The organism is Candidatus Clostridium helianthi, from assembly GCF_045310795.1.
GTDB classification, from domain to species: domain Bacteria; phylum Bacillota; class Clostridia; order Clostridiales; family Clostridiaceae; genus Clostridium; species Clostridium helianthi.
The window spans coordinates 65935-86711 of sequence record NZ_JBJIAB010000023.1; the positions used below are offsets into that span (position 1 = coordinate 65935).

Below are 20777 nucleotides of genomic sequence, written 5' to 3' on the forward strand. Positions count from 1 at the left end.
ATGTCTAGGATTTTTAATTTAAACATTTAGTGGTCTCTCTCATTTTGATAATAAGAAAATTACATTATTTGGAATTAAATGAATAATTACTGAGATTTTGGTTCAAAATTTAAAATAGAAACTAAAAAATATAAAATCAGATAGGTGTGTTTAAAATTAAGGAATATGAAATTGAAGATGTAGATTTAGGAACGGCTAAAAATTTAAAAAAAGAAATTTGTGAGAAGTATAGAGTTATTCCAATAAAAGAAAAATTGGACGAGGTAATAGTTTTGTCATATGGAGTAACTGAAGAAGCAAAAGAATATCTAAGATTTATATATAACAAAAACATAGTTATCAAAGAAATCGAAGAGAGAAATTACGAAAGCTTAAAAAATATAATATTTGGTATAGATGATAAATCACTAGAAGAGATATTGATAACTAATGCAATAAAGGTTAATGCTAGCGACATTCATATAGAACCTCAAAATGGCTGTGTTTATGTACGATATAGAATTAATGGTAGTTTAGTTTTGGTGCACAAAATAGATTCTGATGAATATATAACTCTTGCATCGAAGATTAAGCTCAAAGCTAATATGGACATAACTGAAAAAAGAAGACCTCAAGATGGAAAAATAATAGTTAATTATAATAATCTAAAATACGATTTAAGAGTATCTTCAATACCTGTAGTATACGGAGAAAAACTAGTAATTAGAATATTATATTGTGATAACTTTGACTATAATCTTGAGGACTTAGGATTCTCAGAAAGTCAAATTAAACTGATTAGAAAAATAATATCTTTGAAGAATGGACTTATATTAATTAGCGGTCCAACCGGTTCTGGCAAAACTACTACAATCTATACAATATTGAAAGAAATCGATTCCAAAGCTTTAAATATAACGACGTTGGAAGATCCAGTTGAAATAGTTATGCCTAATATCAACCAAATGAGTCTAAATAAAAAATTGGACATAGATTTCTCAAATGGTCTTAGAAGCATATTGAGACAGGACCCAGATGTGATTATGATTGGAGAGATTAGAGATGAAGAGACAGCTAGCATGGCGGTAAGGGCATCGATTACTGGGCATAAAGTATATAGCACTATCCACTGTAAATCAGCAAGGGAAGTTTATATAAGATTAGAGAATATGGGGATTAAACCATATCTATTAAGTGATGCGCTAGTTGGAATAATATCACAAAGATTAGTTAAGATTTTATGTGATAATTGTAAGAAGATAGATGATGAAAATTCAGTGAACGGAAGGATGTTATATAAAAAATGTGGTTGCAAAATGTGTAATTATTCAGGGTATGCAGGAAGACAAATAATCAGTTCAGTTCACTTCTTGCAGGACAATAGTGAAAAAAGGATGATGGATTTATATAAGGATAGCAAATACCTATCAAATGAAAATATGAAGAAGGATTTGGAAGAACTATTACTTCGAGGAAAGATATCTAATAGTGATTATATAGAATTTATAGAAGGGGAAAGATTGAATGAATAGCAATAATTCGGAAAGTTCGACTTATAGGGGATTCAAAAATATAACACATTTTAGCTTTAAAAAAGATATGAGGATTAAGCATAAAACAGATGAAAAACAGTTGGCGCTAATATCAGGAAGTTTGGCACAGATTTATAAGGATGGAATAAGAATAACTGAAGCATTAGATTTAGTAGCAGATATATTATCAAGCAAGATCTATAAGGATAGTTTATATGGAGTTTTAGAGCTGATAAAACAAGGTAGTAGTTTGTCGCAAGGATTTTCAGAGTTTAAAGACTTATATCCAGAATTTTTCATAGGAATAATTTCAATTGGCGAGAATACTGGAAAACTATATGAAGTGCTGAAGGGATTAAGTGTCTATTATGATAAATCGCTATTTATTAAGAAAGAAATCAAAAATGCATGTATTTATCCGATGTTTGTATTTATTTCAATGATATTACTCAGTATATTTTTGGTAAACGAAGTGATTCCAAACTTTTTCGAAATCTATAAATCTATGAATGTCAAATTACCAAAAGGGTGCCAAGTTATATATGATATGAGTATTGCTTTTAAGGACAATCATCTGGTTACTGGTGTGGCAATTTTTTCTTGGGGATTAATATTAATAATTCTTATAAAATGTTTATCTAATCAAATTAGCATAAACAAATTAACGAAGATAAGTATCGTAAGATCTTTTTTTGAGTATATAATGGTATTGCTTTTTTCTATAATAACAAGTACTGGAATAAACATTTCACAGGCTCTTAAATATTGTGAAAATAGTATGAGTTTTATGTATTTACGAAATAAAATTACTGAAATAAATTTAAGTATTATCAGTGGGGAAACTTTAACTGAATCTTTAGAGAAAAGTGGTGTCTTTTCAAAATATGCGTTAGCTATTGTAAGGATTAGAGAAGAGGGTGGGACAATAGAAGAAGGTTTTAAAGAATTAGCAAATACTCTAGAATATAGACTTAATGAGAAAATACAAAAATATTTGAAATTGATAAATCCGATTTTCATAATCATGATGGCCGGTTTTATAACTATATTTTTATTGATATTTGTCCTTCCGTTGTTTAATAATCTTCAGGGCGGAATAAGAAAATGAGAAGCAATGGATTCACGTTAATCGAAACGATGGTAAGTGTTTTTATAATAACAATTTTACTTAGTGTAGGAATATCATTAAGTAAATTTGCTCGAAATATATCAAAAAATATGGACAATTCAGAATATATTTATGAGATTCAAAATTTACTTTCATATGGCAAAGCGGTTTGTAGAGAAAAGAATAACTATGGAAAAATAACTGTAAAGGCAAGTAAAAATGAAATTAAATTTATAGATGGTTGGGATAGTATAGAGAAGACTGTATATATTCCGAAGGAAATAAAAATCATTAGTGGAGACATAAATATATTGGTAACGCCAGATGGAAAAATATCTAAGGGGAATACAATAAAGATAATAGATAATTGTGGCGTAAAGCAGGATATAACGATAGGCGTTGGAGTGGATTTGATTAGTATAAAGAATGGTGAGGCAATATGAAAAAGCAGGGCAGTATATTAATTGAAACATTAGGATCTGCAATGATTTTAACTTTAACTGTTACATTTGTTATAAGTACTAGCATAGAAAATTCTAATACACTAAAGGAAAGAATTTTACAAGAAGAAGTCGATAGAGCAATAAGTAATTTGGAAAATGAACTGAAATACAATACATCAAATGAAGAAATACATGAAATGTTAGAAAATAAAATTGGATTTAAATATAATGGGGATTTTAGTAGAGAATTAACATATAAAAATCTAGATGAATTAGAAGATGGTGAAGACATTAAGTTAGACAAAATAAGTGAGGATGACGTTGGCTTAAATTTAGAAATAGTAGCTAACATTAAGGTTGGAAAAAATGAAGTAAATGTGGAAAAAAAGTTTACTAAAAGTTGGTGGATGGATGAAGTATAGAATAGGAGATATTTTTAAAAAGAAGAGAGGATTTACTATTATTGAATCATTATCATATATTTTTTTAACAACAATGATTTTAGCATCTGGAATAAGTTTGTTTACATCCATGTATAGAGCGTATTTAGAATCAATTCAGTTAAGTATAAAGTATAATAACTATCAAAATTTTTTTATAGATTTAGATAATATTATAAGTGAAGGTGGAATTAAGCAGATAATAGTTAATAATAACCAAATTAAATTTTTAAAGAATGATGAATTCAATAGCATGGATAAAATAATTAAATCTTATGACGGAAAAGTTTTTATAAAATATACAAGAAATGATGTTACACAAACAATAAATACTATGCTTGAAGATATAGACAATCTTGAAATTAAGGGAAAAGGAAAATTAATTTATTTTATACTACATGACAAAGATGGGAGGGAATTTATTAAGTGCATTTGAAGAAAAAAGGAACTGTACTAATAAGTACTATGATAGTGTTATCTTTAATGAGCATTCTAGGATGTTTTATGTTTAAAATGATGAAAAACAACAATGAACTAAGCTGTTTATACAATTTTGATAAAGATAGGTATGATTTGAATTCAAATGAGGAACAAGTGTTAAATAAGTTTATGATAGAGATTAATAAAGAGAAAGTAAATAGTGAGAAACTGAATGAAGATATGTTTTTAGAAAACTTTAATAAAAAAATAGATGATAATATAATCGAATACAATAAAGATAATAATAAACTTCTACTAACAACTTACAAAGAAGATAGTGTAATAAGAAAAAGATCAATTATTTACAGTTTTAAAGGGGAAAAAATAATTTTAATTCCAACATATAATTTTGATGACTATAACAAATAGCATCTATAATAATGTGAATAATTATGAAAGCATTTAGACTAAGAGTAGTTTATAAAAGAGGTATTTAATGAGAAAATCAATAATATTTATTAAAAAAAATTATTGCACATATGATGGGAAAAATTATGATTTTAATGAATTTAGAGAATTAAGTGGTTTATTAACTTCAAATATAAAGGTGGTAATACTTCAAGAAGAATTATTTGTGAGCCATTTTGAGAATGCTGTAAGAAGATGTAAATTATGTAGCTTTGTAGATTCAAAAATCAGAAATGATTTCCCTCAAAATGGAGATATACTATATGATTTTGAGAAAAGGGGAAATGTAATTTCAATATACTCCATAAAAGGGTGTAAGAGAGTTGAAAAAATAGTTGAGAAGGCAATAAATATAGAAATTAAGCCAATTCAGTTTATAATAAAAGATGTTTTAATGAAAATAGTTAGAGATAATAATAGAAATTTTAAAGCACTAATAAAATATGATACATGCTATTACTATGTATCATTTAGGGATAGATTATATCATGATGGATTTATTTCTGAAAATAAACATATTGTTGAAGAAAACCTTTTAAAGAAAGGTGATCTCGAAGAAATATACGTTGATGACAATACGGTTGATATTATTTCAGACAATAATAAATCTAAGGCTAAAAAAGTGAATATAGGAGAATTTATAAATGAAAATATATACGAAAAACAAAGATTTCATTCCAGAAAGATTTTTTAACAAGGTTGAAATGAACACAATTAGAAAGGAGAATAAAGTAATAATATCATTTTTAATTATTAACTTAATTGCTTTTCCGTTTGTAGTTCAAAATATAAGTGAAACTAAAGAAAGTTCTAAATTAAATAGAAATAGTAACCTAGAAGAAGGTAAGATTAAGTTTGAAGATATTAGCATTTGGGTAAAGAATTTAACGAAAGACAATATTGAAGAGGCACACATAACTAATAATGGCGGGGATATAATAGTAAATAATTTAAGTGATATAGATGAGTTAAGTTCCAATGGTTTTATAGAAATACATGATATAAATTTAAATGATAATGAAAAATATAAACTAGGAGTAAGCTTATATGAATAGATTACTCAAGCATATAATTTTAAGCATAATGATAATATTAGCCTTTACGCAAATACTATGTATAAATAATATAAAAAAAGCTAATAATATCAAAGTATACAATCAGCAAAATAAATTTTACGATCATAAAACTTTAAAACAAATTAACAGAGAGTTAGATTGCTTAAATGAAAAGAATATTCTTTCTGCTAATGAAAAAGACGGTAAATGGCATGTGAAAATAAAAATATCTGGTAGTAAAGATGATCTATTAAATGAGCTGCCTAAATTAAAAAATTATGATGTGAATAACTATAGTATAGATAAAAATAAGAACGAAACCTCTATTATATTAGATATAAGCACTAAGGAAAGTGTTTAAAAGGTTATAAAATTATAAAATTTTACTGGAAAATAATCAGAAAGATTGCAATTATCATTGTCTTTTGATAAAATATGAGTGTTATGTCAACGATTAAGTATATTAGCTTAATATTTGAAAAAAAGTTACGCGGTAATTAGGCATATTAAAAAAAATAACAAGTCATTATGATAGTCTGTTTTGTATAGTACTAAAGTAATATATTTACTGAATAATATATTACTTTGATGTAATGTTCTTTATTTAGTAACAAAAAGAATACAGAACATCTTAGAGGTGTTATTTATTATATGTCTTATTTTATAAATTTGGAGGGATCTTTAATGATAACAGCAGGAGATATAAGAAAAGGAACAACGTTTGAATTGGATGGACAAGTATTTACAGTAGTAGAATTTTTACATGTTAAGCCAGGTAAAGGAGCAGCATTCGTAAGAACTAAACTTAGAAATGTAATTTCAGGTGGAGTTACAGATACAACATTCAATCCAACTACAAAATTACAAGAAGCAGTAATCGAAAGAAAAGAAATGCAATATCTTTATTCAGATGGAGAATTATATTACTTCATGGATCAAGAAACATATGAGCAAATTCCTTTAAACTATGAAAAAGTTGAAGATGCAATAAGATTCTTAAAAGAAAATATGTTTGCAACAATAAAATTCTTTAAAGGTGATGCATTCTCAGTAGAAGCTCCAAACTTTGTTGAATTATTAATAACACAATCTGAACCAGGCGTTAAAGGAAACACTGCTACTAATGCAATGAAACCAGCTACACTTGAAACAGGTGCGATAGTTAATGTTCCTATGTTTGTTAATGAAGGTGATGTTATAAGAGTAGACACTAGAACTGGCGAATACATGGAAAGAGTTTAAGCTATATAGTTGCTAAGCGAGAAGCTTAGCAACTTTATTTTATATTTAATCGCAACATTTTTACAAATAAAGAGAAGGAAGTGAAAAGAGATGGAAGAGCTTAGCAAAGAGATTGAAGCTTTAAAAAAGAATTTATCTAAAATAGAAAATAAGGAATATAAAGAATGTTTTGATAATGTATACTCTATTTTAGAAGTTATGAATCAAAGAATAGAAGAGTTGACTGTAAATCAAGAAACATTGGAAGAAAATATTAGATTTATGGATGATGATTTATCAAATATTCAAGATGAACTATTTGAAGAGATGTCTATAGATGAATTAAATGATATGGAAGATGAATATACGGAAATAAACTGTATTCATTGTAATAAACCAATTTTTATTGAACAATCCACCCTAAGCAATAACGAAGAAATTCCATGTCCTTATTGTAAAAAGAATATAAAAGGATAATTGATTATTAAATATATAAATGAAATGGCTATCTTAAAGTTAAATTTAAGGTAGCCATTTTTTTAATTTACATATTTTTATTATAATTCAGTAATATTTTTGGGAGATATTAAATATTAATTAATTAAGAGAACGATGGAGGAGGCAGTGGAGTTTTGATTGGTGAAGAAGAGATAGTGGGAATTTTTCCAACTAAAATAGGTAATTTACTTAAGGATAGACTTAATAAAGAACAGGTATATGAGCTTAGGATTAAAATTGGGAAACCAATTTTGGTTTACTCAAAATATGGAGAAAGTATTATTAATTATATTTCTACAAAGGAAGATATGAAAAGTATTATGCAAAAAGTTTCCAATTATTCATTATATGCCTATGAAGAAGATATAAGGCAAGGATTTATAACAATTAAAGGTGGACATAGGATCGGCATAGCTGGTGAATGTGTAATGGAAAAGGGTGAAGTAAAGACTATACGAAATATTTCATCTGTAAATATAAGAATTTGCAGAGAAGTAATTGGATGTTCAAATAAGGTTATGAAATATATTACATCTGCATATAAAGTTTATAATACTATAATAATTTCTCCACCTAAATGTGGAAAGACAACAATTTTACGAGACATAGCTAGAAATATATCAAGTGGAATGCCATCTTTAGGAGTTACTGGTAAGAAGGTGGCTGTGATAGATGAACGAAGTGAAATAGGAGCCTGCTATTTTGGAATTCCTCAAAGCGATTTAGGAATCAGAACAGATGTATTAGATAACTGTTTAAAAAGAGAAGGGTTAATCATGGCAATTAGAAGTCTTTCTCCGGAAGTACTAATTTGCGATGAAATAGGCACTAAGGGCGATATAGAAGCACTTATTATGGCGTTCAATTCTGGCGTAAATATAATAACAACAATCCATGGTTTTACAATAGAAGATTTATATAAGAGAAGAGTTCTTAGTGATTTATTAGATAATGAGATTTTGGAAAGAGCAATAATATTAAGTAACAGAAATGGAATTGGAACAGTTGAAAATGTGTATAGCATAAAAGGAGGTGAGAGTATGTGCTTAAATTAATTCTTATAGTATGCATATTTATTATAAGCACATATATAGGATTTGCATATGGAGAAACTTTCAAGAAAAGGCAGGAGCAGCTTAAAGAGATATTAAAATCTTTAACAATTCTCCAAAATGATATAGTTTATGGAACAACTCCTTTGCCTGAAGCTTTGGGAAATTTATCACATAAAGTGTGCAAGCCTCTGAGCAATTTTATTGAATCAGTGGTTAATAGATTACTAAAAGGGAATGTAGAAAGCGTATATGAAGCAGCATTAGAGGAGTTTCAAGTGTTAGAAAATGAATTTTATCTTGAACGTGATGACAGAAAGATAATGTCAGATTTTTTTAAGTCTCTTGGAGAATCAGGTGTTTATGGACAAGAAAAAATATTCTTATTGGCGATTGAAGGAATAAAAATAAATCTAAGTGATGCAGAGGAAAATGCAAAGAAGAATACAAAGCTTTATAGATATCTTGGAGTATGTTTGGGAGCAATGATAATCATATTTATGATATGAGGTCATTATAAATAATTTATAATAGCTAAAATAATTATACTAAATAAGGATTGGAGGAAGATAAATGCATGATATAACTATACTTTTTAAAATTGGAGGAGCTGGGATACTTTTAGTAGTATTAGATAAGGTTCTTACTAGCAGTGGAAAAGGTGAGATTGCAGCTATAACAAATATTGCAGGAGTTGTAATAATTCTGCTTATGATAGTTTCGATCATAGGAGATTTATTTAGTACTGTTAAAACTATGTTTGTAATGTAGGTATGCAGATTATGTTAATAGTAAAAATTGTAGGCATAGCGTTTATAACATTATTTATTATGCTATTATTCAAGCAATCTAAAAATGAATTAAATACATTCCTTGTTCTAACTGCGGGTGCATTAATTCTTCTTATTATGATAGAGCCACTTAGACAAGTGATAGACTTTGTAAAAGAAATTGCAGATAAAGCCAATATTGATATGGTCTATATTGGAATAGTACTCAAGATTTTGGCTATAACATATATAGCATCATTTTCAAGTGCGTTATGTAAGGATGCTAATGCCGATAGTCTTGCAACTCAAATAGATTTATCAGGTAAAATAATGATTTTAGTACTAGCAATTCCGATACTTATGGCAGTATTAAATTCTATATTGCAGATAATGTAGGTGTTTATATATGAAGATGATAAAAAGAGTTACGTTTATAGTATTAATGAGCCTTATGATTAACATATTTATTTCGGCTGTGCCAGGTGATTCTTTTATTGAATCGAGAACTATTTATGCGGCAGAAGTAAATAATAAAGTTGATATTGAAACAGGTAATAACACAAACTTTTATGATAAGAATAAAAGTAAACAATCTTCTGAAAATGAAGTTAACATAGATGAATTAGGGGGAAGTGCGAAAGAAGAAATTAATTCGCTATATGAATATATAAGCAAAATGAAAACAGATGTTGAGCTCATGAACAATTTAAATCCAGTTGAATATGTCAAAACTTATATCAAAGAAGGTAAAGGGAATCTTTCAATTGATACACTTCTAAAAGCAGCATTAAGCATAATATTTAAAGAAGTGAAAAGTGTATTATCTTTAGTAATATCAATAGTTACAATAGCAATAATATGTTCACTACTAAAAAATCTACAAGATGCATTTTCAGGTGAAAGTATATCCCAAGTAGCATTTTATGCATGCTACGCCTTAATAATAATGGTGTTATCAAAGAGTTTTATAATTTCAATTTCAGTTGCTAAAGATGTAATAAATAATATTTCAGATTTTATGAGTGCGCTTCTCCCTATTCTTGTGACTATGATTTCTCTTGCTGGAGGAATAGCAGCGGCTACTACATTAGATCCTATAGTACTAGGTGCAGTTGTATTTATACCTAAAGTTTATTCCAATGTGATAATTCCAATGATATTAATGGGATTTGTATTAGAATTTGCGAATAACATATCAGCAGAGCATAAAATAAATAATTTGTGTAAGTTGTTTAAGCAGATCATTATATGGTTTCAGGGAATCATAGTAACAATTTTTATAGGATTATTAACGATTAGAGGGATTACATCAACTACGATTGATGCAGTAACACTAAAGACGGCAAAATTCGCTGTAGACAACTTTATTCCTATTGTTGGAAAAGCCTTTTCGGATGCGATTACTTCTGTTGCTGGATATTCACTTATAATAAAAAACGCTATAAGTTCAATAGGGTTAGTTGTAATTATCTTAATTCTCTTACATCCTCTTATTAAGTTAGTTCTTATAGAGTTTATATATAAATTATCAGCAGCATTAATAGAACCAATAAGCGATTCGAGAATAACGAAGTCATTGGAGGCAGCGGGAAGTTCCATGATGCTTATAATATCATGTGTATTAACTGTAAGCTTTATGTTTTTTATATTAATAGGTATCATGGCATCCACTGGTAGGTTTATAGTTGGAGGATAAAATAATATGTTTATGGAAGCTTTAAAAAAATTTGTAATTACCCTTGTGACTGTTCTTATATTTATGAGCGCTGTAGAGATGATTGCTCCTAGTAAGATGAAGAAATATATAAAATTCGTCTTAGGATTAATATTAATAACAATTATATTAAATCCAATTTTGCAATTTGTAGAAGGTGGAGAAAAAAACTTTACAGATGTCATTAATAATTATGAACAAGTGTTTTCAAAAGATAGAGATACAGCTAATTTTGACAGTATAAATACATTAAGCAAAAGTAATAAAGATGATGAGAGAAAAAAAGCATTTGTAGCTAACTTTAATAAAAATTGTGATAACATTTTAAAAAATAATTTCAAGGATATGAATTTTAAGAGCGAAGTTGATTGTGATGTAGATTTTAGTAAGGTAACTATAAATGTAAAGAAACTTAGGATAGGTGTAAGTAGTAATAAAATAAATAAAATAAAAAAAATAGTAATAAGCAAAGGTGCAGATGAAAATAACGAAGGGAAAAATGCAGAATACAGTGAAATAGCCGATTTTGCAAGCAATGAATTAAACATTCCAAAGGAGAAAATAGAAGTATATGGATTAGAGGAGTAGGAGGTATATATATGGATAAAGATAAATTAAAAAAAGAATTTAGCAAAATACTAGAGCAGAAAAAGATGAAGAGCCTTATAGCAGTTTGCATAATACTTGCATTTATCCTGATTGCTATGAATGTATTTTCATCTGGCAACAATAATTTTAGCAGCAATAAACTATCATCTACCGCAGCTAAAACAAATGCAGAAAATGTAGATGATACTAAAATAAATAATGAAGCAGATGAAAAAAAATATGAAGAAAAACAAAAAAATGATTTAAAAAACATATTAAAGAAAATGAATGGAGTTGGTGATGTTGAGGTAATGATGTCTTTTGAAAATGGAGGAGAAAAAGTTCCGGCATATGATAAGAATAATCAAAAGTCAACTACAGAGGAAAATGATACCGAGGGTGGAAAAAGAGTTACAAATCAAGACACAGATGCGTCAAAAACTGTAATGACAACATCTGATGGAAATAATGAACCATTTATTTTGAAAACATATAAGCCTAAAATTACTGGGATAATAATACTTGCAGAAGGTGCTGACAATAGCAAGATAAAATATGGAATAGAACAAGCTGTGTCAAAACTATATAACTTAAGTTTAGATAAGGTTAATGTATATAGCATGAAGAAGTAGCATATAATTTTATAGAAAAAGAATGGGAGGAAGAATATTATGACAAAGAAACAATGTGGGATTATATTTACATTATTAGCATTAATATTATGTGTAGGAATGCTAGCAGCAAAACTTAATAACGGAGGGCTAAACGATCCAACAGATTTAAGCCAGGTTTTATCTACTGATCAATCAAAAACTGAACAAGATACACAGGCTTTAAGTCAACAAAATTATTTTTATGATGCGCGAAGCGAAAGAGATCAACAGGATTCAACTACAATACAAACTTTAAATTCAATAATTTCAGATGCAAATACATCAAAGGAACAAAAGGATCAAGCAACAAAAGAGTTAACACAAAAAACAATGACAAAAGATAGCGAAGGAAGAATAGAATTAAGTATCAAAAATAAAGGTTATGAGGATGCTTTATGTATGTTACAATCAGATAAAGCAACAGTAATTGTTAAATCACCTAATGAACTTCAAGAAAGTGAAACTGTAGCTATACAAGAAATAGTTCAAGAGATATCAAAAATTAAAGACGTAATAATACAAGTACAAAAATAGTATAAAAACCATAATATATTTGTAATGTTAAATTATATTTGATATAATGAACACAAGATTATCATGTTTTGTTATCACAAAACCTAGGAGGTTAAAGTAACATGGAAGATTTAGTTAGAGAAGAAAATATCGGAGTAGTTAAAATTTCTGATGAGGTAGTAAGCGTTATTGCAGGAATTGCTGCTCAGGAGATTGATGGAATATTAGATGCTCAAATGGGTGTTGCAAACAACTTAACAAACATATTTAAAGGTAAAAAGAACACCGCTAAAGCAAGCAAAGTTACTCTAGAAGAAGATAAAGCAATTATAGATATGAACGTATCAGTTGAATATGGTAAGAAAATAATGGAAGTTGTGCCTCAGGTGCAAGATAATGTTAAGAAAACCGTGGAAGCTATGACTGGACTATATGTTGAAGCCGTTAATATCTATGTTCAGAATATTTATATATCAAAAAAGGAAGAAAGTGAATCTAACTAGTTTGATTTTCACCCTCTGAAGCTTTCAGAGGGTGTTTCTATGCTGAAATTAACCAAGGTTTAAAAGAAAGCAAAAGTGTGTATAATGATAAATGTACATAATTAACTATGATACATATTTAGGAGGAATATATGAATAGAAAATTATCAAGAGAAAAGGCTATGGAGTTACTTTTTGGAATGACTTTGAGCAAAGATACAATGGAAGATGTAGTGGAAGCATTTGTAGAGAATTATGAAGGGGATATAAAAGAGATTGACTTAACATATGTAAAACAAGTGTTAATTGGTGTAAACAATAATAAAGAAGCAATTGACAAAGTTATACAAGATAATTTACATAACTGGAAAATTGAAAGAATATCTAAAGTTAATTTAAGCATTTTAAGAATTGCAACATACGAATTATTATATGATAAGGAAGTACCAAGAGGTGTTGCCATAAATGAAGCTTTAGAAATTACAAGAAGATATTCAGATGAAAAAAGTGTATCGTTTATAAATGGAGTACTAGATAAGATTAAGCAGGACTAATTTTAATATACTAATATATTTTAAATACACATGATTTATAATTTAATTATGTTTAGAATATTTGCAATTAAAAATACTTAAAATCATATAAAATAGGATTACAAAGTGAAAGTGGGTAGAATGATAAAATGGGGCAAATTATTAATGGTAAAGAAGTTACATTAAAAGTTAAAGAAGAAATAAAAAATTTTGTTAATAATAGAAAAGAAAAAGATCTTCAAGTTCCTAAAATTGCATCAATATTAGTTGGTAATGATGGTGGATCTATTTATTATATGGGCAGTCAAGAGAAAGTAGCTAATTCTCTTGGAGTTGAGTTTCTAAAATTAACTTTACCAGAAACTTGCAATGACGAAGATGTTATAGCAGAAATACATAAATTAAATGAAGATAATAATATTCATGGAATTATTCTACAGTTGCCACTTCCGAATAATTTTGATGAAAAGAAAATTATCAAGCAAATATCTCCTAATAAGGATATTGATTGTCTTACATTTGAGAGTCAAGGAAAACTATATATGGGAGAGCCAAAATTTTTACCTTGTACACCTAATTCAGTAATTACCTTAATTAAGAGTCTAAACATAGATATTGTAGGGAAGAATGTTGTAGTCCTTGGAAGAAGCAATATAGTTGGAAAGCCAGTAGCTCAGCTTTTATTGAATGAAAATGCAACAGTTACAATTTGTCATTCAAAAACTAAGAATCTAAGAGAAGTTTGCAAGAATGCAGATATTTTAGTAGTAGCTATAGGAAGACCAAAATTCATTGATGAAACATACGTAAATGAAAATACGATTGTAATAGATGTTGGAACATCATCTTTTGAGGGTAAAATAACTGGAGATGTAGATTTTGATAAGGTAATAGATAAATGTAGATATTTAACTCCAGTTCCAGGTGGAGTTGGCTCCTTAACAACTACTTTATTAATAAAAAATGCATGTGAGGCTTTACAGGAAAATGAATATTAAGACTTTAACTGTTTCAGAGGTCACAAATTATATAAAAAGAATGTTAGACAATGACTTTATCTTAAGTAATCTCTCTGTAAAAGGGGAGATTTCTAATTTGAAGTATCATAGTAGTGGTCATATTTACTTTACACTTAAAGATAGTAGTGGCAGGATAAATTGCGTTATGTTTAAAAGTAATGCAGTATTATTAGATTTTCCATTAGAAGAAGGGATGGAAGTTATTATTAAAGGTAGGGCATCAATATACCCTGCCACTGGAAGCTTCCAGCTTTATTGTGATGAGATAAGAAAAGAAGGCTTAGGCGATTTATTCATTAAATTTGAGAAACTTAAAGAAAAATTATCTAAAGAAGGATATTTTGATGAAGCATATAAAAAGGAATTACCAAAGTATCCTCAGAGAATAGGAATAGTTACATCGCCAACAGGAGCGGCAATAAGAGATATTATAAATGTTTCAACTAGAAGAAGTAGTCTTGTGGATGTAGTCCTATATCCGGCAAAAGTACAAGGTGCAGGTGCCTACAAGGATATCATTTCTGGAATTAGTTATTTTAATAGAAAGAAATCAGTAGATATAATTATAGTAGGCAGAGGCGGAGGTTCAATAGAGGAATTATGGAATTTTAATGAAGAGGAGTTGGCTAAGGCGATTTTTAACTCTAAAATACCCATAATTTCAGCAGTAGGGCATGAGATAGATTTTACAATTTGTGATTTTGTAGCAGATGTCAGGGCAGCAACACCTTCTCAAGGTGCTGAGATTGCTGTTCCACTTAGTGATAATATAAAAGATAGATTACTAGATATTTCAAAGAATTTAGATAAGTATATAAGTGATAGATTAGATACTTGTAGAAATAATTTATCAGGAGCTCAAAGAATTTTAAAGGTTCATTCTCCGATGGCTAAAATATCTAATTCATATTTAGAAGTGGATAGATTACAAGATAGGTTGAATTTTGCAATGAGAACGAAAATTAAAGGAGAAAAGAACAAAGTAGAAAATTTAAATAATTTGCTTTTTGCTCATAATCCAATTAAGGTAATTTCAAAAGGATATGCTATAATAAAAGATAATGAAAATAATATTATTACATCGAAAGAACAGCTAAATGAAGATAAAAATATAGAAGTTATTCTTAAAGATGGTAATATAGAGGGAAAATTCATACCATCAAAATGAGGAGTTTGAGATATGGCTAAAAAAGAAAGTTATGAAGAAATGTTAACTAAACTTCAAGATATATTAAGCAATTTAGAAACAGATGACTTGAATCTTGAGGAATCTATGAAATCTTATGAAGAAGGTGTTAAACTTGTAAATAAGATTTATAAGATTTTAGATTCCTATGAAGCTAAAATTTCTATAATTAAAGATGATAAAGAATTGGAGTTTAGTGAAGAGTATGGAGATAAATAATTTAAAAAAAGATATCAATGAATATTTAGAAAATTATTTTAGTAAAAAAGGAAGTTTTAATAGAATTATATATGATTCATGCAGCTATAGTTTGAATATAGGCGGGAAAAGAATACGACCAATATTGCTTTCGCTAACTTACTATATATACAAAGAAGATTATAGGAAAGTTATGCCAATGGCAGCTGCCATGGAAATGATTCATACATACTCATTGATTCACGATGACCTTCCTTGTATGGATAATGACGATTTAAGAAGAGGAAAACCTACAAATCATATTAAATTTCAGGAAAATATAGCAGTTCTTGCAGGAGATGCTTTATTAAACGAAGCTATGATAATAATGATGGATTATGCGCTAAAAAGTGAAAACAATGCTTTAAGAGCGGCACATGAGATAGCAGTTGCGGCAGGCGCAGAAGGTATGATAGGCGGTCAAGTAGTAGACATTATTTCAGAAGGAAAGAAGATATCACAAGATGAGTTAGAATATATGCATGCTAAAAAAACAGGTGCACTTATTAGAGCAGCAATAGTTTCAGGAGCAATTTTAGCTGACGCGCCTGAAGATGATTTGAGATTATTAAGAGAATATGGTGAAAAGCTAGGGCTTGTTTTTCAAATAAAAGATGACATATTGGATGTTATTGGAGATAGTAATGTATTAGGTAAAAATATACATGCAGATGAAGAACATAATAAAACAAATTTTATATCGGCTTTTGGATTAGATAAGTGCAAAGAATTATGTGAAACTTTAACTAAAGAATGCATATCTATTCTTAAGAGTTTGAGTGTTAATTCAGATTGTTTAGTTGAACTTACATATACTCTTTTAAATAGAGAAAATTAATAGAGGGAATGATTGTTATGAACTTACTGGATAAATTGAATTTTCCAGAAGATTTAAAAAAGCTTAATGAAGAAGATTATAAAGTTTTAAGTAGTGAGATTAGAAAATTTTTAATAGATAGTGTCTCTAAAACTGGTGGCCATTTGGCATCTAATTTAGGAGTCGTTGAATTAACATTAAGTTTATTTAAAGCTTTTAGCTTTGATAAAGATAAAATAGTATGGGATGTAGGACACCAGAGTTATGTTTACAAAATTTTGACTGGAAGAAAAGAAGGATTTAAAAAGCTTAGGAAATATGATGGAATAAGTGGATTTCCTAAGAGAAATGAAAGTAAATATGATTATTTTGATACAGGTCATAGTAGCACTTCAATATCAGCAGCGCTTGGAATTGCAAGGGCAAGAGATTTAAAGAAAGAAAAATATAATGTTATCTCTGTTATAGGTGATGGTGCTCTAACAGGTGGAATGGCAATCGAGGCTCTAAATGATGTTGGATTTAGAAAAACAAAATTAATCATTATATTAAATGATAACCAGATGTCAATTTCAACAAATGTCGGAGGATTATCGCGATATTTAAATAAACTTAGAATAGCACCAGTATATAATAAGTTAAAGACTGATATTCATGCATCTCTAGATAACTCAAATCTAGGTAAAAATATAGCGGGAAAAATATCTAAAGTTAAAGATAGCATAAAGCAATTAATAGTTCCATCTATGTTTTTTGAAAACATGGGGGTAAAATATATTGGACCAATTGATGGGCATGATATCGATGCAATGACAGAGGTGTTTATAAAAGCAAAAGAAATAAACGAACCAGTAATAATACATATTTTAACTCAAAAAGGAAAAGGTTATGCGCTAGCAGAAGAAAGTCCAAGTAAGTACCATGCGGTAGGAGCATTTAATTTAGAAAGCGGTGAATCAAATGCATCACCAAAGAATAGCTATTCAAAGGCATTTGGAAAGGCACTAGTAAATCTTGGAGCTCAAGATGAAAAAATAGTTGCAATTACAGCAGCTATGCCAGAAGGTACAGGACTTAAGTGTTTTTCACAGAAATTTAGAGATAGATTCTTTGATGTGGGAATAGCAGAAGAACATGCAGTTACTCTTGCAGCTGGGATGGCGAGTAACGGTTTAAAACCTGTTTTCGCAGTTTATTCAACATTTCTACAAAGGGCGTTTGACCAGGTATTGCATGATGTTTGTATTCAAAATCTTCCTGTAGTATTTGCGATAGATAGAGCGGGAATAGTTGGAGAAGACGGTGAAACTCATCAAGGTATTAATGATTTATCCTATTTATCTATGATCCCTAATATACATATAGTTGTACCAAAATGTCTAGAAGAAGTTGATGTTTTATTAAAGTGGGCAATTAACAAAAATGCGCCAGTTGCAATAAGATATCCAAAGGGTGGAAACATAATTGATACTCTTTCACCAATTAAAGAGGTGGTAGAAGGACAATGGGAAATAGTAAATAGAGGTTCTAAGGTTTGTATTATTGCAACTGGCAGGATGGTTCAACATGCAATGCTTGCAAAAGAATTCCTATATGAGAAAGGATTAAATCCAACGGTTATTAATGCAACATTTGTTAAGCCAATTGATAAAAAATTACTAGAAAATATAAAAAAAGAAGGATATAATGTTTTAACAATAGAGGATAACATTTTAAAAGGTGGATTAGGTTCAGCTGTAAGAGATTATTTAAGTGAAATAGATTATAAAGGAACTATTAGATCACTTGGATATGATGATGAATTTATTCCTCAGGGAAATGTAGAAATCTTGTATAAAACATATAAATTAGATTACGAGAATATAAGCAAGATTGTTATGAAGCTTTATGATTAAAAGGAGAAACAAATGGCGGAAAAAAAAGAAAGACTTGATTTACTTTTAGTAGAAAAGGGCATAATTAATTCTAGAGAAAAAGCAAAAGCTTGCATAATGGAAGGTAAAGTTTATGTTGATGGTCAAAAAGTAGATAAGGCTGGGGAGAAAGTAAGTTCTAATGCTAATATTGAATATCGCGGAGAAACGCTTAAGTATGTTAGCAGAGGTGGACTTAAATTAGAAAAAGCAATGAAAACTTATAGCATATCATTAGAAAATAAAGTGTGTATGGATATAGGGGCATCCACAGGCGGATTCACTGATTGCATGCTTCAAAACGGTGCTTCTAAAGTGTTTTCTGTAGATGTTGGCTATGGACAGTTTGCATGGAAACTTAGAACTGATGAAAGAGTAGTTTGCATGGAAAGAACCAATATAAGATATGTTACTCTAGAAGATATAGGAGAACCTTTAGACTTTGCATCTATAGATGTATCTTTTATATCACTAAAAAAAATAATGCCTGCAACAATAAATTTGCTAAAAGATGATGGAGAAGTTGTTGCGCTTATAAAGCCTCAATTTGAAGCTGGACGCGAGAAAGTAGGAAAAAAAGGTGTTGTAAGAGAGATAAGCACACATAAGGAAGTAGTACATGATATTATAGACTTTCTATTACAGCAAAACTTAAATGTTTTAGGTGTGAGCTTTTCTCCTATTAAAGGGCCAGAAGGAAATAGAGAATATTTAGTGTATTTTACAAAGGATAAAAATAAAACGAGTGATTTTGGAAAAGATGATATAGATGAAGTTATTGAAAATTCACACATAGAAATTTAACTTCCTTGGAGGGGCTATGAATAATATTGGGATTGCAATTAATCCATCAAAAGATGCAGATAATAAAATATTAAATATGGTTGTAAAAAAGTTTAAGGAAAAGTTTAACTTGAAAAACATTGAAGTTTTTAATTCATTCGATATAGAAGAGCAGAATTTAGTAGATATTGATTTACTTATCGTATTGGGCGGAGATGGTACACTCCTTGGAATAGCTAGATCTTTAAACGATAGTTTTAATTCACCTATCTTAGGGATTAATATAGGAAATTTAGGATTTTTGTCAAGTGTAGATATATCAGATATTGATATTGCTCTTGAAAAATTGAAAGATGGGAAATATAAATTTGTTGACAGAATGATGTTAAATTGTAAAGTTGAATCAGATGAGAATAAAGAAGAACTTAAGGCTTTAAATGATGTGGTACTGGCTAGAGGAACTCTTTCAAGAATGGTGAAATTTACGATCTTTGTAGATGGAAAAATATATTCGACATTCAAAGGTGATGGACTTATTATAGCAACACCTACTGGATCTACAGCATATTCATTTTCAGCAGGAGGACCATTTATATATCCAGATTTAGAACTTATAACAATAACTCCTATATGCCCTCATACCAAAAGTATGCAAACTATTGTATTAAAAGGAGACAGTGTTATAGAGATATATGCAGACCATGAAGAAGAAAAAATTTATTTGACTGTAGATGGTCAAAAGGCTATTAAAATTAATCATGAAACTTCGGTAAAGGTAAGTAAAAATAAAAAAAGTGTAAAATTACTTGTATTTGATGATTATGATTATTTTAAAGTCTTGAGAAGTAAGATTTTGAATAATTCTAAAGAATGTGATGGTGAGAAACTTTGAAATCAAAAAGGCATACTAAAATATTAGAAATCATAGGCTCAAGAGAAATAGAGACACAAGAAGAGTTGGCAGATGCATTAAAAAAAGAAGGATTTGATGTGACACAAGCTACTGTATCTAGAGATATAAAGAATTTAAAGTTAATAAAAATGCAATCGACTAATGGTAAATCTAAATATGTCGTGTCTACAGGAGAACAAAAAAACATTATTGATAGATTAAGCAATATTTTAGCGAATACAGTACTTTCAGTAGAAAACGTAGATAAAATGGTTGTAATAAAAACTATAACAGGGTCAGCACCGATTACAGCTGAAGCTATTGATAATTTGGAAAGTGCGGATATTGCAGGAACAGTGGCAGGAGACAATACTATTTTCATCTTAGTTAGAAGTTTGGAAAGTGCTGAAGATTTGGTTGATAAAATAAGAAAAAGAATGTCATCATAAATATTAAGGGTG

Annotated in this window: 29 protein-coding genes; all 29 read left to right on the forward strand. The window is 28.8% G+C overall.

Translation table 11 applies throughout. From position 1 onward, the window contains the following. The first annotated feature begins 146 nt into the window (after positions 1 to 146). The 29 genes from ACJDTP_RS17025 to ACJDTP_RS17165 all read left to right on the forward strand — a co-directional run bounded on the left by ACJDTP_RS17025 (position 147) and on the right by ACJDTP_RS17165 (position 20765). Positions 147 to 1511, forward strand: coding sequence for a GspE/PulE family protein (locus ACJDTP_RS17025; protein WP_171983622.1), 1365 nt, complete (start codon positions 147 to 149; stop codon positions 1509 to 1511). Next, the gene (locus ACJDTP_RS17030) at positions 1504 to 2619 is read left to right on the forward strand and encodes a type II secretion system F family protein (protein ID WP_406761910.1); all 1116 of its coding nucleotides are present in this window, start codon (positions 1504 to 1506) and stop codon (positions 2617 to 2619) included. Before ACJDTP_RS17025 ends, ACJDTP_RS17030 begins: the two co-directional genes overlap by 8 nt. Next, positions 2616 to 3062, forward strand: a complete 447-nt coding sequence (locus tag ACJDTP_RS17035; RefSeq protein ID WP_406761911.1) for a prepilin-type N-terminal cleavage/methylation domain-containing protein — start codon at positions 2616 to 2618, stop codon at positions 3060 to 3062. Before ACJDTP_RS17030 ends, ACJDTP_RS17035 begins: the two co-directional genes overlap by 4 nt. Next, a complete protein-coding gene (locus ACJDTP_RS17040) occupies positions 3059 to 3484 on the forward strand; it encodes a hypothetical protein (RefSeq protein WP_406761912.1) in 426 nt (141 codons plus the stop codon). The genes ACJDTP_RS17035 and ACJDTP_RS17040 overlap by 4 nt, the downstream gene beginning before the upstream one ends. Beyond that, a complete protein-coding gene (locus ACJDTP_RS17045; protein ID WP_406761913.1) occupies positions 3474 to 3938 on the forward strand; it encodes a hypothetical protein in 465 nt (154 codons plus the stop codon). Before ACJDTP_RS17040 ends, ACJDTP_RS17045 begins: the two co-directional genes overlap by 11 nt. Further along, entirely contained in the window at positions 3929 to 4351 is a 423-nt protein-coding gene (locus ACJDTP_RS17050; protein ID WP_242964319.1) for a hypothetical protein, read from the forward strand. Before ACJDTP_RS17045 ends, ACJDTP_RS17050 begins: the two co-directional genes overlap by 10 nt. Before the next feature lie 67 nt (positions 4352 to 4418). Further along, entirely contained in the window at positions 4419 to 5084 is a 666-nt protein-coding gene (locus ACJDTP_RS17055) for a hypothetical protein (protein ID WP_406761914.1), read from the forward strand. Beyond that, on the forward strand, positions 5035 to 5445 hold the full coding sequence (locus ACJDTP_RS17060) for a hypothetical protein (protein ID WP_078115217.1): 411 nt from the start codon (positions 5035 to 5037) through the stop codon (positions 5443 to 5445). Before ACJDTP_RS17055 ends, ACJDTP_RS17060 begins: the two co-directional genes overlap by 50 nt. Further along, positions 5438 to 5806: a hypothetical protein gene (locus ACJDTP_RS17065; protein ID WP_078115218.1), complete on the forward strand. Its 369-nt coding sequence runs from the start codon at positions 5438 to 5440 to the stop codon at positions 5804 to 5806. The genes ACJDTP_RS17060 and ACJDTP_RS17065 overlap by 8 nt, the downstream gene beginning before the upstream one ends. A 323-nt stretch (positions 5807 to 6129) precedes the next feature. Further along, the gene (efp, locus tag ACJDTP_RS17070) at positions 6130 to 6687 is read left to right on the forward strand and encodes an elongation factor P (protein WP_023974718.1); all 558 of its coding nucleotides are present in this window, start codon (positions 6130 to 6132) and stop codon (positions 6685 to 6687) included. A gap of 90 nt (positions 6688 to 6777) precedes the next feature. Next, positions 6778 to 7143, forward strand: coding sequence for a CD1247 N-terminal domain-containing protein (locus ACJDTP_RS17075; protein WP_077842589.1), 366 nt, complete (start codon positions 6778 to 6780; stop codon positions 7141 to 7143). A gap of 155 nt (positions 7144 to 7298) precedes the next feature. Then, positions 7299 to 8219 (forward strand): stage III sporulation protein AA, encoded by a 921-nt coding sequence (gene spoIIIAA, locus ACJDTP_RS17080; protein ID WP_171771002.1) that lies wholly within the window; start codon positions 7299 to 7301, stop codon positions 8217 to 8219. Next, positions 8207 to 8725, forward strand: a complete 519-nt coding sequence (spoIIIAB, locus tag ACJDTP_RS17085; RefSeq protein ID WP_406761915.1) for a stage III sporulation protein SpoIIIAB — start codon at positions 8207 to 8209, stop codon at positions 8723 to 8725. The genes spoIIIAA and spoIIIAB overlap by 13 nt, the downstream gene beginning before the upstream one ends. Positions 8726 to 8789: 64 nt before the next feature. Then, positions 8790 to 8987, forward strand: a complete 198-nt coding sequence (gene spoIIIAC, locus ACJDTP_RS17090; protein ID WP_011969018.1) for a stage III sporulation protein AC — start codon at positions 8790 to 8792, stop codon at positions 8985 to 8987. A gap of 11 nt (positions 8988 to 8998) precedes the next feature. Further along, positions 8999 to 9382 (forward strand): stage III sporulation protein AD, encoded by a 384-nt coding sequence (spoIIIAD, locus tag ACJDTP_RS17095; RefSeq protein ID WP_406761916.1) that lies wholly within the window; start codon positions 8999 to 9001, stop codon positions 9380 to 9382. A 10-nt stretch (positions 9383 to 9392) separates the two neighbouring features. After that, positions 9393 to 10682, forward strand: a complete 1290-nt coding sequence (spoIIIAE, locus tag ACJDTP_RS17100; protein WP_077837543.1) for a stage III sporulation protein AE — start codon at positions 9393 to 9395, stop codon at positions 10680 to 10682. Positions 10683 to 10688: 6 nt separating this feature from the next. Beyond that, on the forward strand, positions 10689 to 11288 hold the full coding sequence (gene spoIIIAF, locus ACJDTP_RS17105) for a stage III sporulation protein AF (protein WP_406761917.1): 600 nt from the start codon (positions 10689 to 10691) through the stop codon (positions 11286 to 11288). Between the two features lie 11 nt (positions 11289 to 11299). Continuing rightward, complete coding sequence (gene spoIIIAG / locus ACJDTP_RS17110) at positions 11300 to 11920, forward strand: stage III sporulation protein AG (RefSeq protein ID WP_406761918.1); 621 nt, start codon at positions 11300 to 11302, stop codon at positions 11918 to 11920. A gap of 39 nt (positions 11921 to 11959) precedes the next feature. Continuing rightward, entirely contained in the window at positions 11960 to 12475 is a 516-nt protein-coding gene (locus ACJDTP_RS17115; protein WP_011969023.1) for a SpoIIIAH-like family protein, read from the forward strand. A 101-nt stretch (positions 12476 to 12576) separates the two neighbouring features. Next, on the forward strand, positions 12577 to 12957 hold the full coding sequence (locus ACJDTP_RS17120; protein ID WP_011969024.1) for an Asp23/Gls24 family envelope stress response protein: 381 nt from the start codon (positions 12577 to 12579) through the stop codon (positions 12955 to 12957). Between the two features lie 131 nt (positions 12958 to 13088). Further along, entirely contained in the window at positions 13089 to 13490 is a 402-nt protein-coding gene (gene nusB, locus ACJDTP_RS17125; protein ID WP_168981214.1) for a transcription antitermination factor NusB, read from the forward strand. A 128-nt stretch (positions 13491 to 13618) separates the two neighbouring features. Continuing rightward, positions 13619 to 14467: a bifunctional methylenetetrahydrofolate dehydrogenase/methenyltetrahydrofolate cyclohydrolase gene (locus tag ACJDTP_RS17130; RefSeq protein WP_406761919.1), complete on the forward strand. Its 849-nt coding sequence runs from the start codon at positions 13619 to 13621 to the stop codon at positions 14465 to 14467. Then, positions 14457 to 15656, forward strand: a complete 1200-nt coding sequence (gene xseA, locus ACJDTP_RS17135; protein WP_017208899.1) for an exodeoxyribonuclease VII large subunit — start codon at positions 14457 to 14459, stop codon at positions 15654 to 15656. The genes ACJDTP_RS17130 and xseA overlap by 11 nt, the downstream gene beginning before the upstream one ends. 12 nt (positions 15657 to 15668) lie before the next feature. Next, the gene (locus ACJDTP_RS17140) at positions 15669 to 15893 is read left to right on the forward strand and encodes an exodeoxyribonuclease VII small subunit (RefSeq protein ID WP_077837548.1); all 225 of its coding nucleotides are present in this window, start codon (positions 15669 to 15671) and stop codon (positions 15891 to 15893) included. After that, complete coding sequence (locus ACJDTP_RS17145; protein ID WP_406761920.1) at positions 15880 to 16749, forward strand: polyprenyl synthetase family protein; 870 nt, start codon at positions 15880 to 15882, stop codon at positions 16747 to 16749. The genes ACJDTP_RS17140 and ACJDTP_RS17145 overlap by 14 nt, the downstream gene beginning before the upstream one ends. A 17-nt stretch (positions 16750 to 16766) precedes the next feature. Further along, the gene (gene dxs, locus ACJDTP_RS17150; RefSeq protein ID WP_406761921.1) at positions 16767 to 18623 is read left to right on the forward strand and encodes a 1-deoxy-D-xylulose-5-phosphate synthase; all 1857 of its coding nucleotides are present in this window, start codon (positions 16767 to 16769) and stop codon (positions 18621 to 18623) included. 12 nt (positions 18624 to 18635) lie between these two features. Beyond that, on the forward strand, positions 18636 to 19445 hold the full coding sequence (locus ACJDTP_RS17155) for a TlyA family RNA methyltransferase (protein WP_406761922.1): 810 nt from the start codon (positions 18636 to 18638) through the stop codon (positions 19443 to 19445). A 16-nt stretch (positions 19446 to 19461) separates the two neighbouring features. Continuing rightward, positions 19462 to 20316, forward strand: coding sequence for an NAD(+)/NADH kinase (locus ACJDTP_RS17160; protein ID WP_406761923.1), 855 nt, complete (start codon positions 19462 to 19464; stop codon positions 20314 to 20316). After that, positions 20313 to 20765 (forward strand): arginine repressor, encoded by a 453-nt coding sequence (locus ACJDTP_RS17165; protein ID WP_026886488.1) that lies wholly within the window; start codon positions 20313 to 20315, stop codon positions 20763 to 20765. Before ACJDTP_RS17160 ends, ACJDTP_RS17165 begins: the two co-directional genes overlap by 4 nt. Positions 20766 to 20777 lie beyond the last annotated feature (12 nt).

What these genes read in the sequence shown, in the direction of transcription:
- ACJDTP_RS17160 (WP_406761923.1), top strand. Translation starts at nt 19,462, where the DNA reads ATGAATAATATTGGGATTGCAATTAATCCATCAAAAGATGCAGATAAT.
- nusB (WP_168981214.1), top strand. Translation starts at nt 13,089, where the DNA reads ATGAATAGAAAATTATCAAGAGAAAAGGCTATGGAGTTACTTTTTGGA.
- ACJDTP_RS17130 (WP_406761919.1), top strand. Translation starts at nt 13,619, where the DNA reads ATGGGGCAAATTATTAATGGTAAAGAAGTTACATTAAAAGTTAAAGAA.
- ACJDTP_RS17145 (WP_406761920.1), top strand. Translation starts at nt 15,880, where the DNA reads ATGGAGATAAATAATTTAAAAAAAGATATCAATGAATATTTAGAAAAT.
- spoIIIAF (WP_406761917.1), top strand. Translation starts at nt 10,689, where the DNA reads ATGTTTATGGAAGCTTTAAAAAAATTTGTAATTACCCTTGTGACTGTT.
- spoIIIAC (WP_011969018.1), top strand. Translation starts at nt 8,790, where the DNA reads ATGCATGATATAACTATACTTTTTAAAATTGGAGGAGCTGGGATACTT.
- ACJDTP_RS17065 (WP_078115218.1), top strand. Translation starts at nt 5,438, where the DNA reads ATGAATAGATTACTCAAGCATATAATTTTAAGCATAATGATAATATTA.
- ACJDTP_RS17060 (WP_078115217.1), top strand. Translation starts at nt 5,035, where the DNA reads ATGAAAATATATACGAAAAACAAAGATTTCATTCCAGAAAGATTTTTT.
- ACJDTP_RS17120 (WP_011969024.1), top strand. Translation starts at nt 12,577, where the DNA reads ATGGAAGATTTAGTTAGAGAAGAAAATATCGGAGTAGTTAAAATTTCT.
- efp (WP_023974718.1), top strand. Translation starts at nt 6,130, where the DNA reads ATGATAACAGCAGGAGATATAAGAAAAGGAACAACGTTTGAATTGGAT.
- ACJDTP_RS17140 (WP_077837548.1), top strand. Translation starts at nt 15,669, where the DNA reads ATGGCTAAAAAAGAAAGTTATGAAGAAATGTTAACTAAACTTCAAGAT.
- ACJDTP_RS17030 (WP_406761910.1), top strand. Translation starts at nt 1,504, where the DNA reads ATGAATAGCAATAATTCGGAAAGTTCGACTTATAGGGGATTCAAAAAT.
- xseA (WP_017208899.1), top strand. Translation starts at nt 14,457, where the DNA reads ATGAATATTAAGACTTTAACTGTTTCAGAGGTCACAAATTATATAAAA.
- ACJDTP_RS17040 (WP_406761912.1), top strand. Translation starts at nt 3,059, where the DNA reads ATGAAAAAGCAGGGCAGTATATTAATTGAAACATTAGGATCTGCAATG.
- ACJDTP_RS17115 (WP_011969023.1), top strand. Translation starts at nt 11,960, where the DNA reads ATGACAAAGAAACAATGTGGGATTATATTTACATTATTAGCATTAATA.
- spoIIIAG (WP_406761918.1), top strand. Translation starts at nt 11,300, where the DNA reads ATGGATAAAGATAAATTAAAAAAAGAATTTAGCAAAATACTAGAGCAG.
- ACJDTP_RS17155 (WP_406761922.1), top strand. Translation starts at nt 18,636, where the DNA reads ATGGCGGAAAAAAAAGAAAGACTTGATTTACTTTTAGTAGAAAAGGGC.
- ACJDTP_RS17055 (WP_406761914.1), top strand. Translation starts at nt 4,419, where the DNA reads ATGAGAAAATCAATAATATTTATTAAAAAAAATTATTGCACATATGAT.
- spoIIIAD (WP_406761916.1), top strand. Translation starts at nt 8,999, where the DNA reads ATGTTAATAGTAAAAATTGTAGGCATAGCGTTTATAACATTATTTATT.
- spoIIIAE (WP_077837543.1), top strand. Translation starts at nt 9,393, where the DNA reads ATGAAGATGATAAAAAGAGTTACGTTTATAGTATTAATGAGCCTTATG.
- ACJDTP_RS17075 (WP_077842589.1), top strand. Translation starts at nt 6,778, where the DNA reads ATGGAAGAGCTTAGCAAAGAGATTGAAGCTTTAAAAAAGAATTTATCT.
- ACJDTP_RS17045 (WP_406761913.1), top strand. Translation starts at nt 3,474, where the DNA reads ATGAAGTATAGAATAGGAGATATTTTTAAAAAGAAGAGAGGATTTACT.
- ACJDTP_RS17035 (WP_406761911.1), top strand. Translation starts at nt 2,616, where the DNA reads ATGAGAAGCAATGGATTCACGTTAATCGAAACGATGGTAAGTGTTTTT.
- dxs (WP_406761921.1), top strand. Translation starts at nt 16,767, where the DNA reads ATGAACTTACTGGATAAATTGAATTTTCCAGAAGATTTAAAAAAGCTT.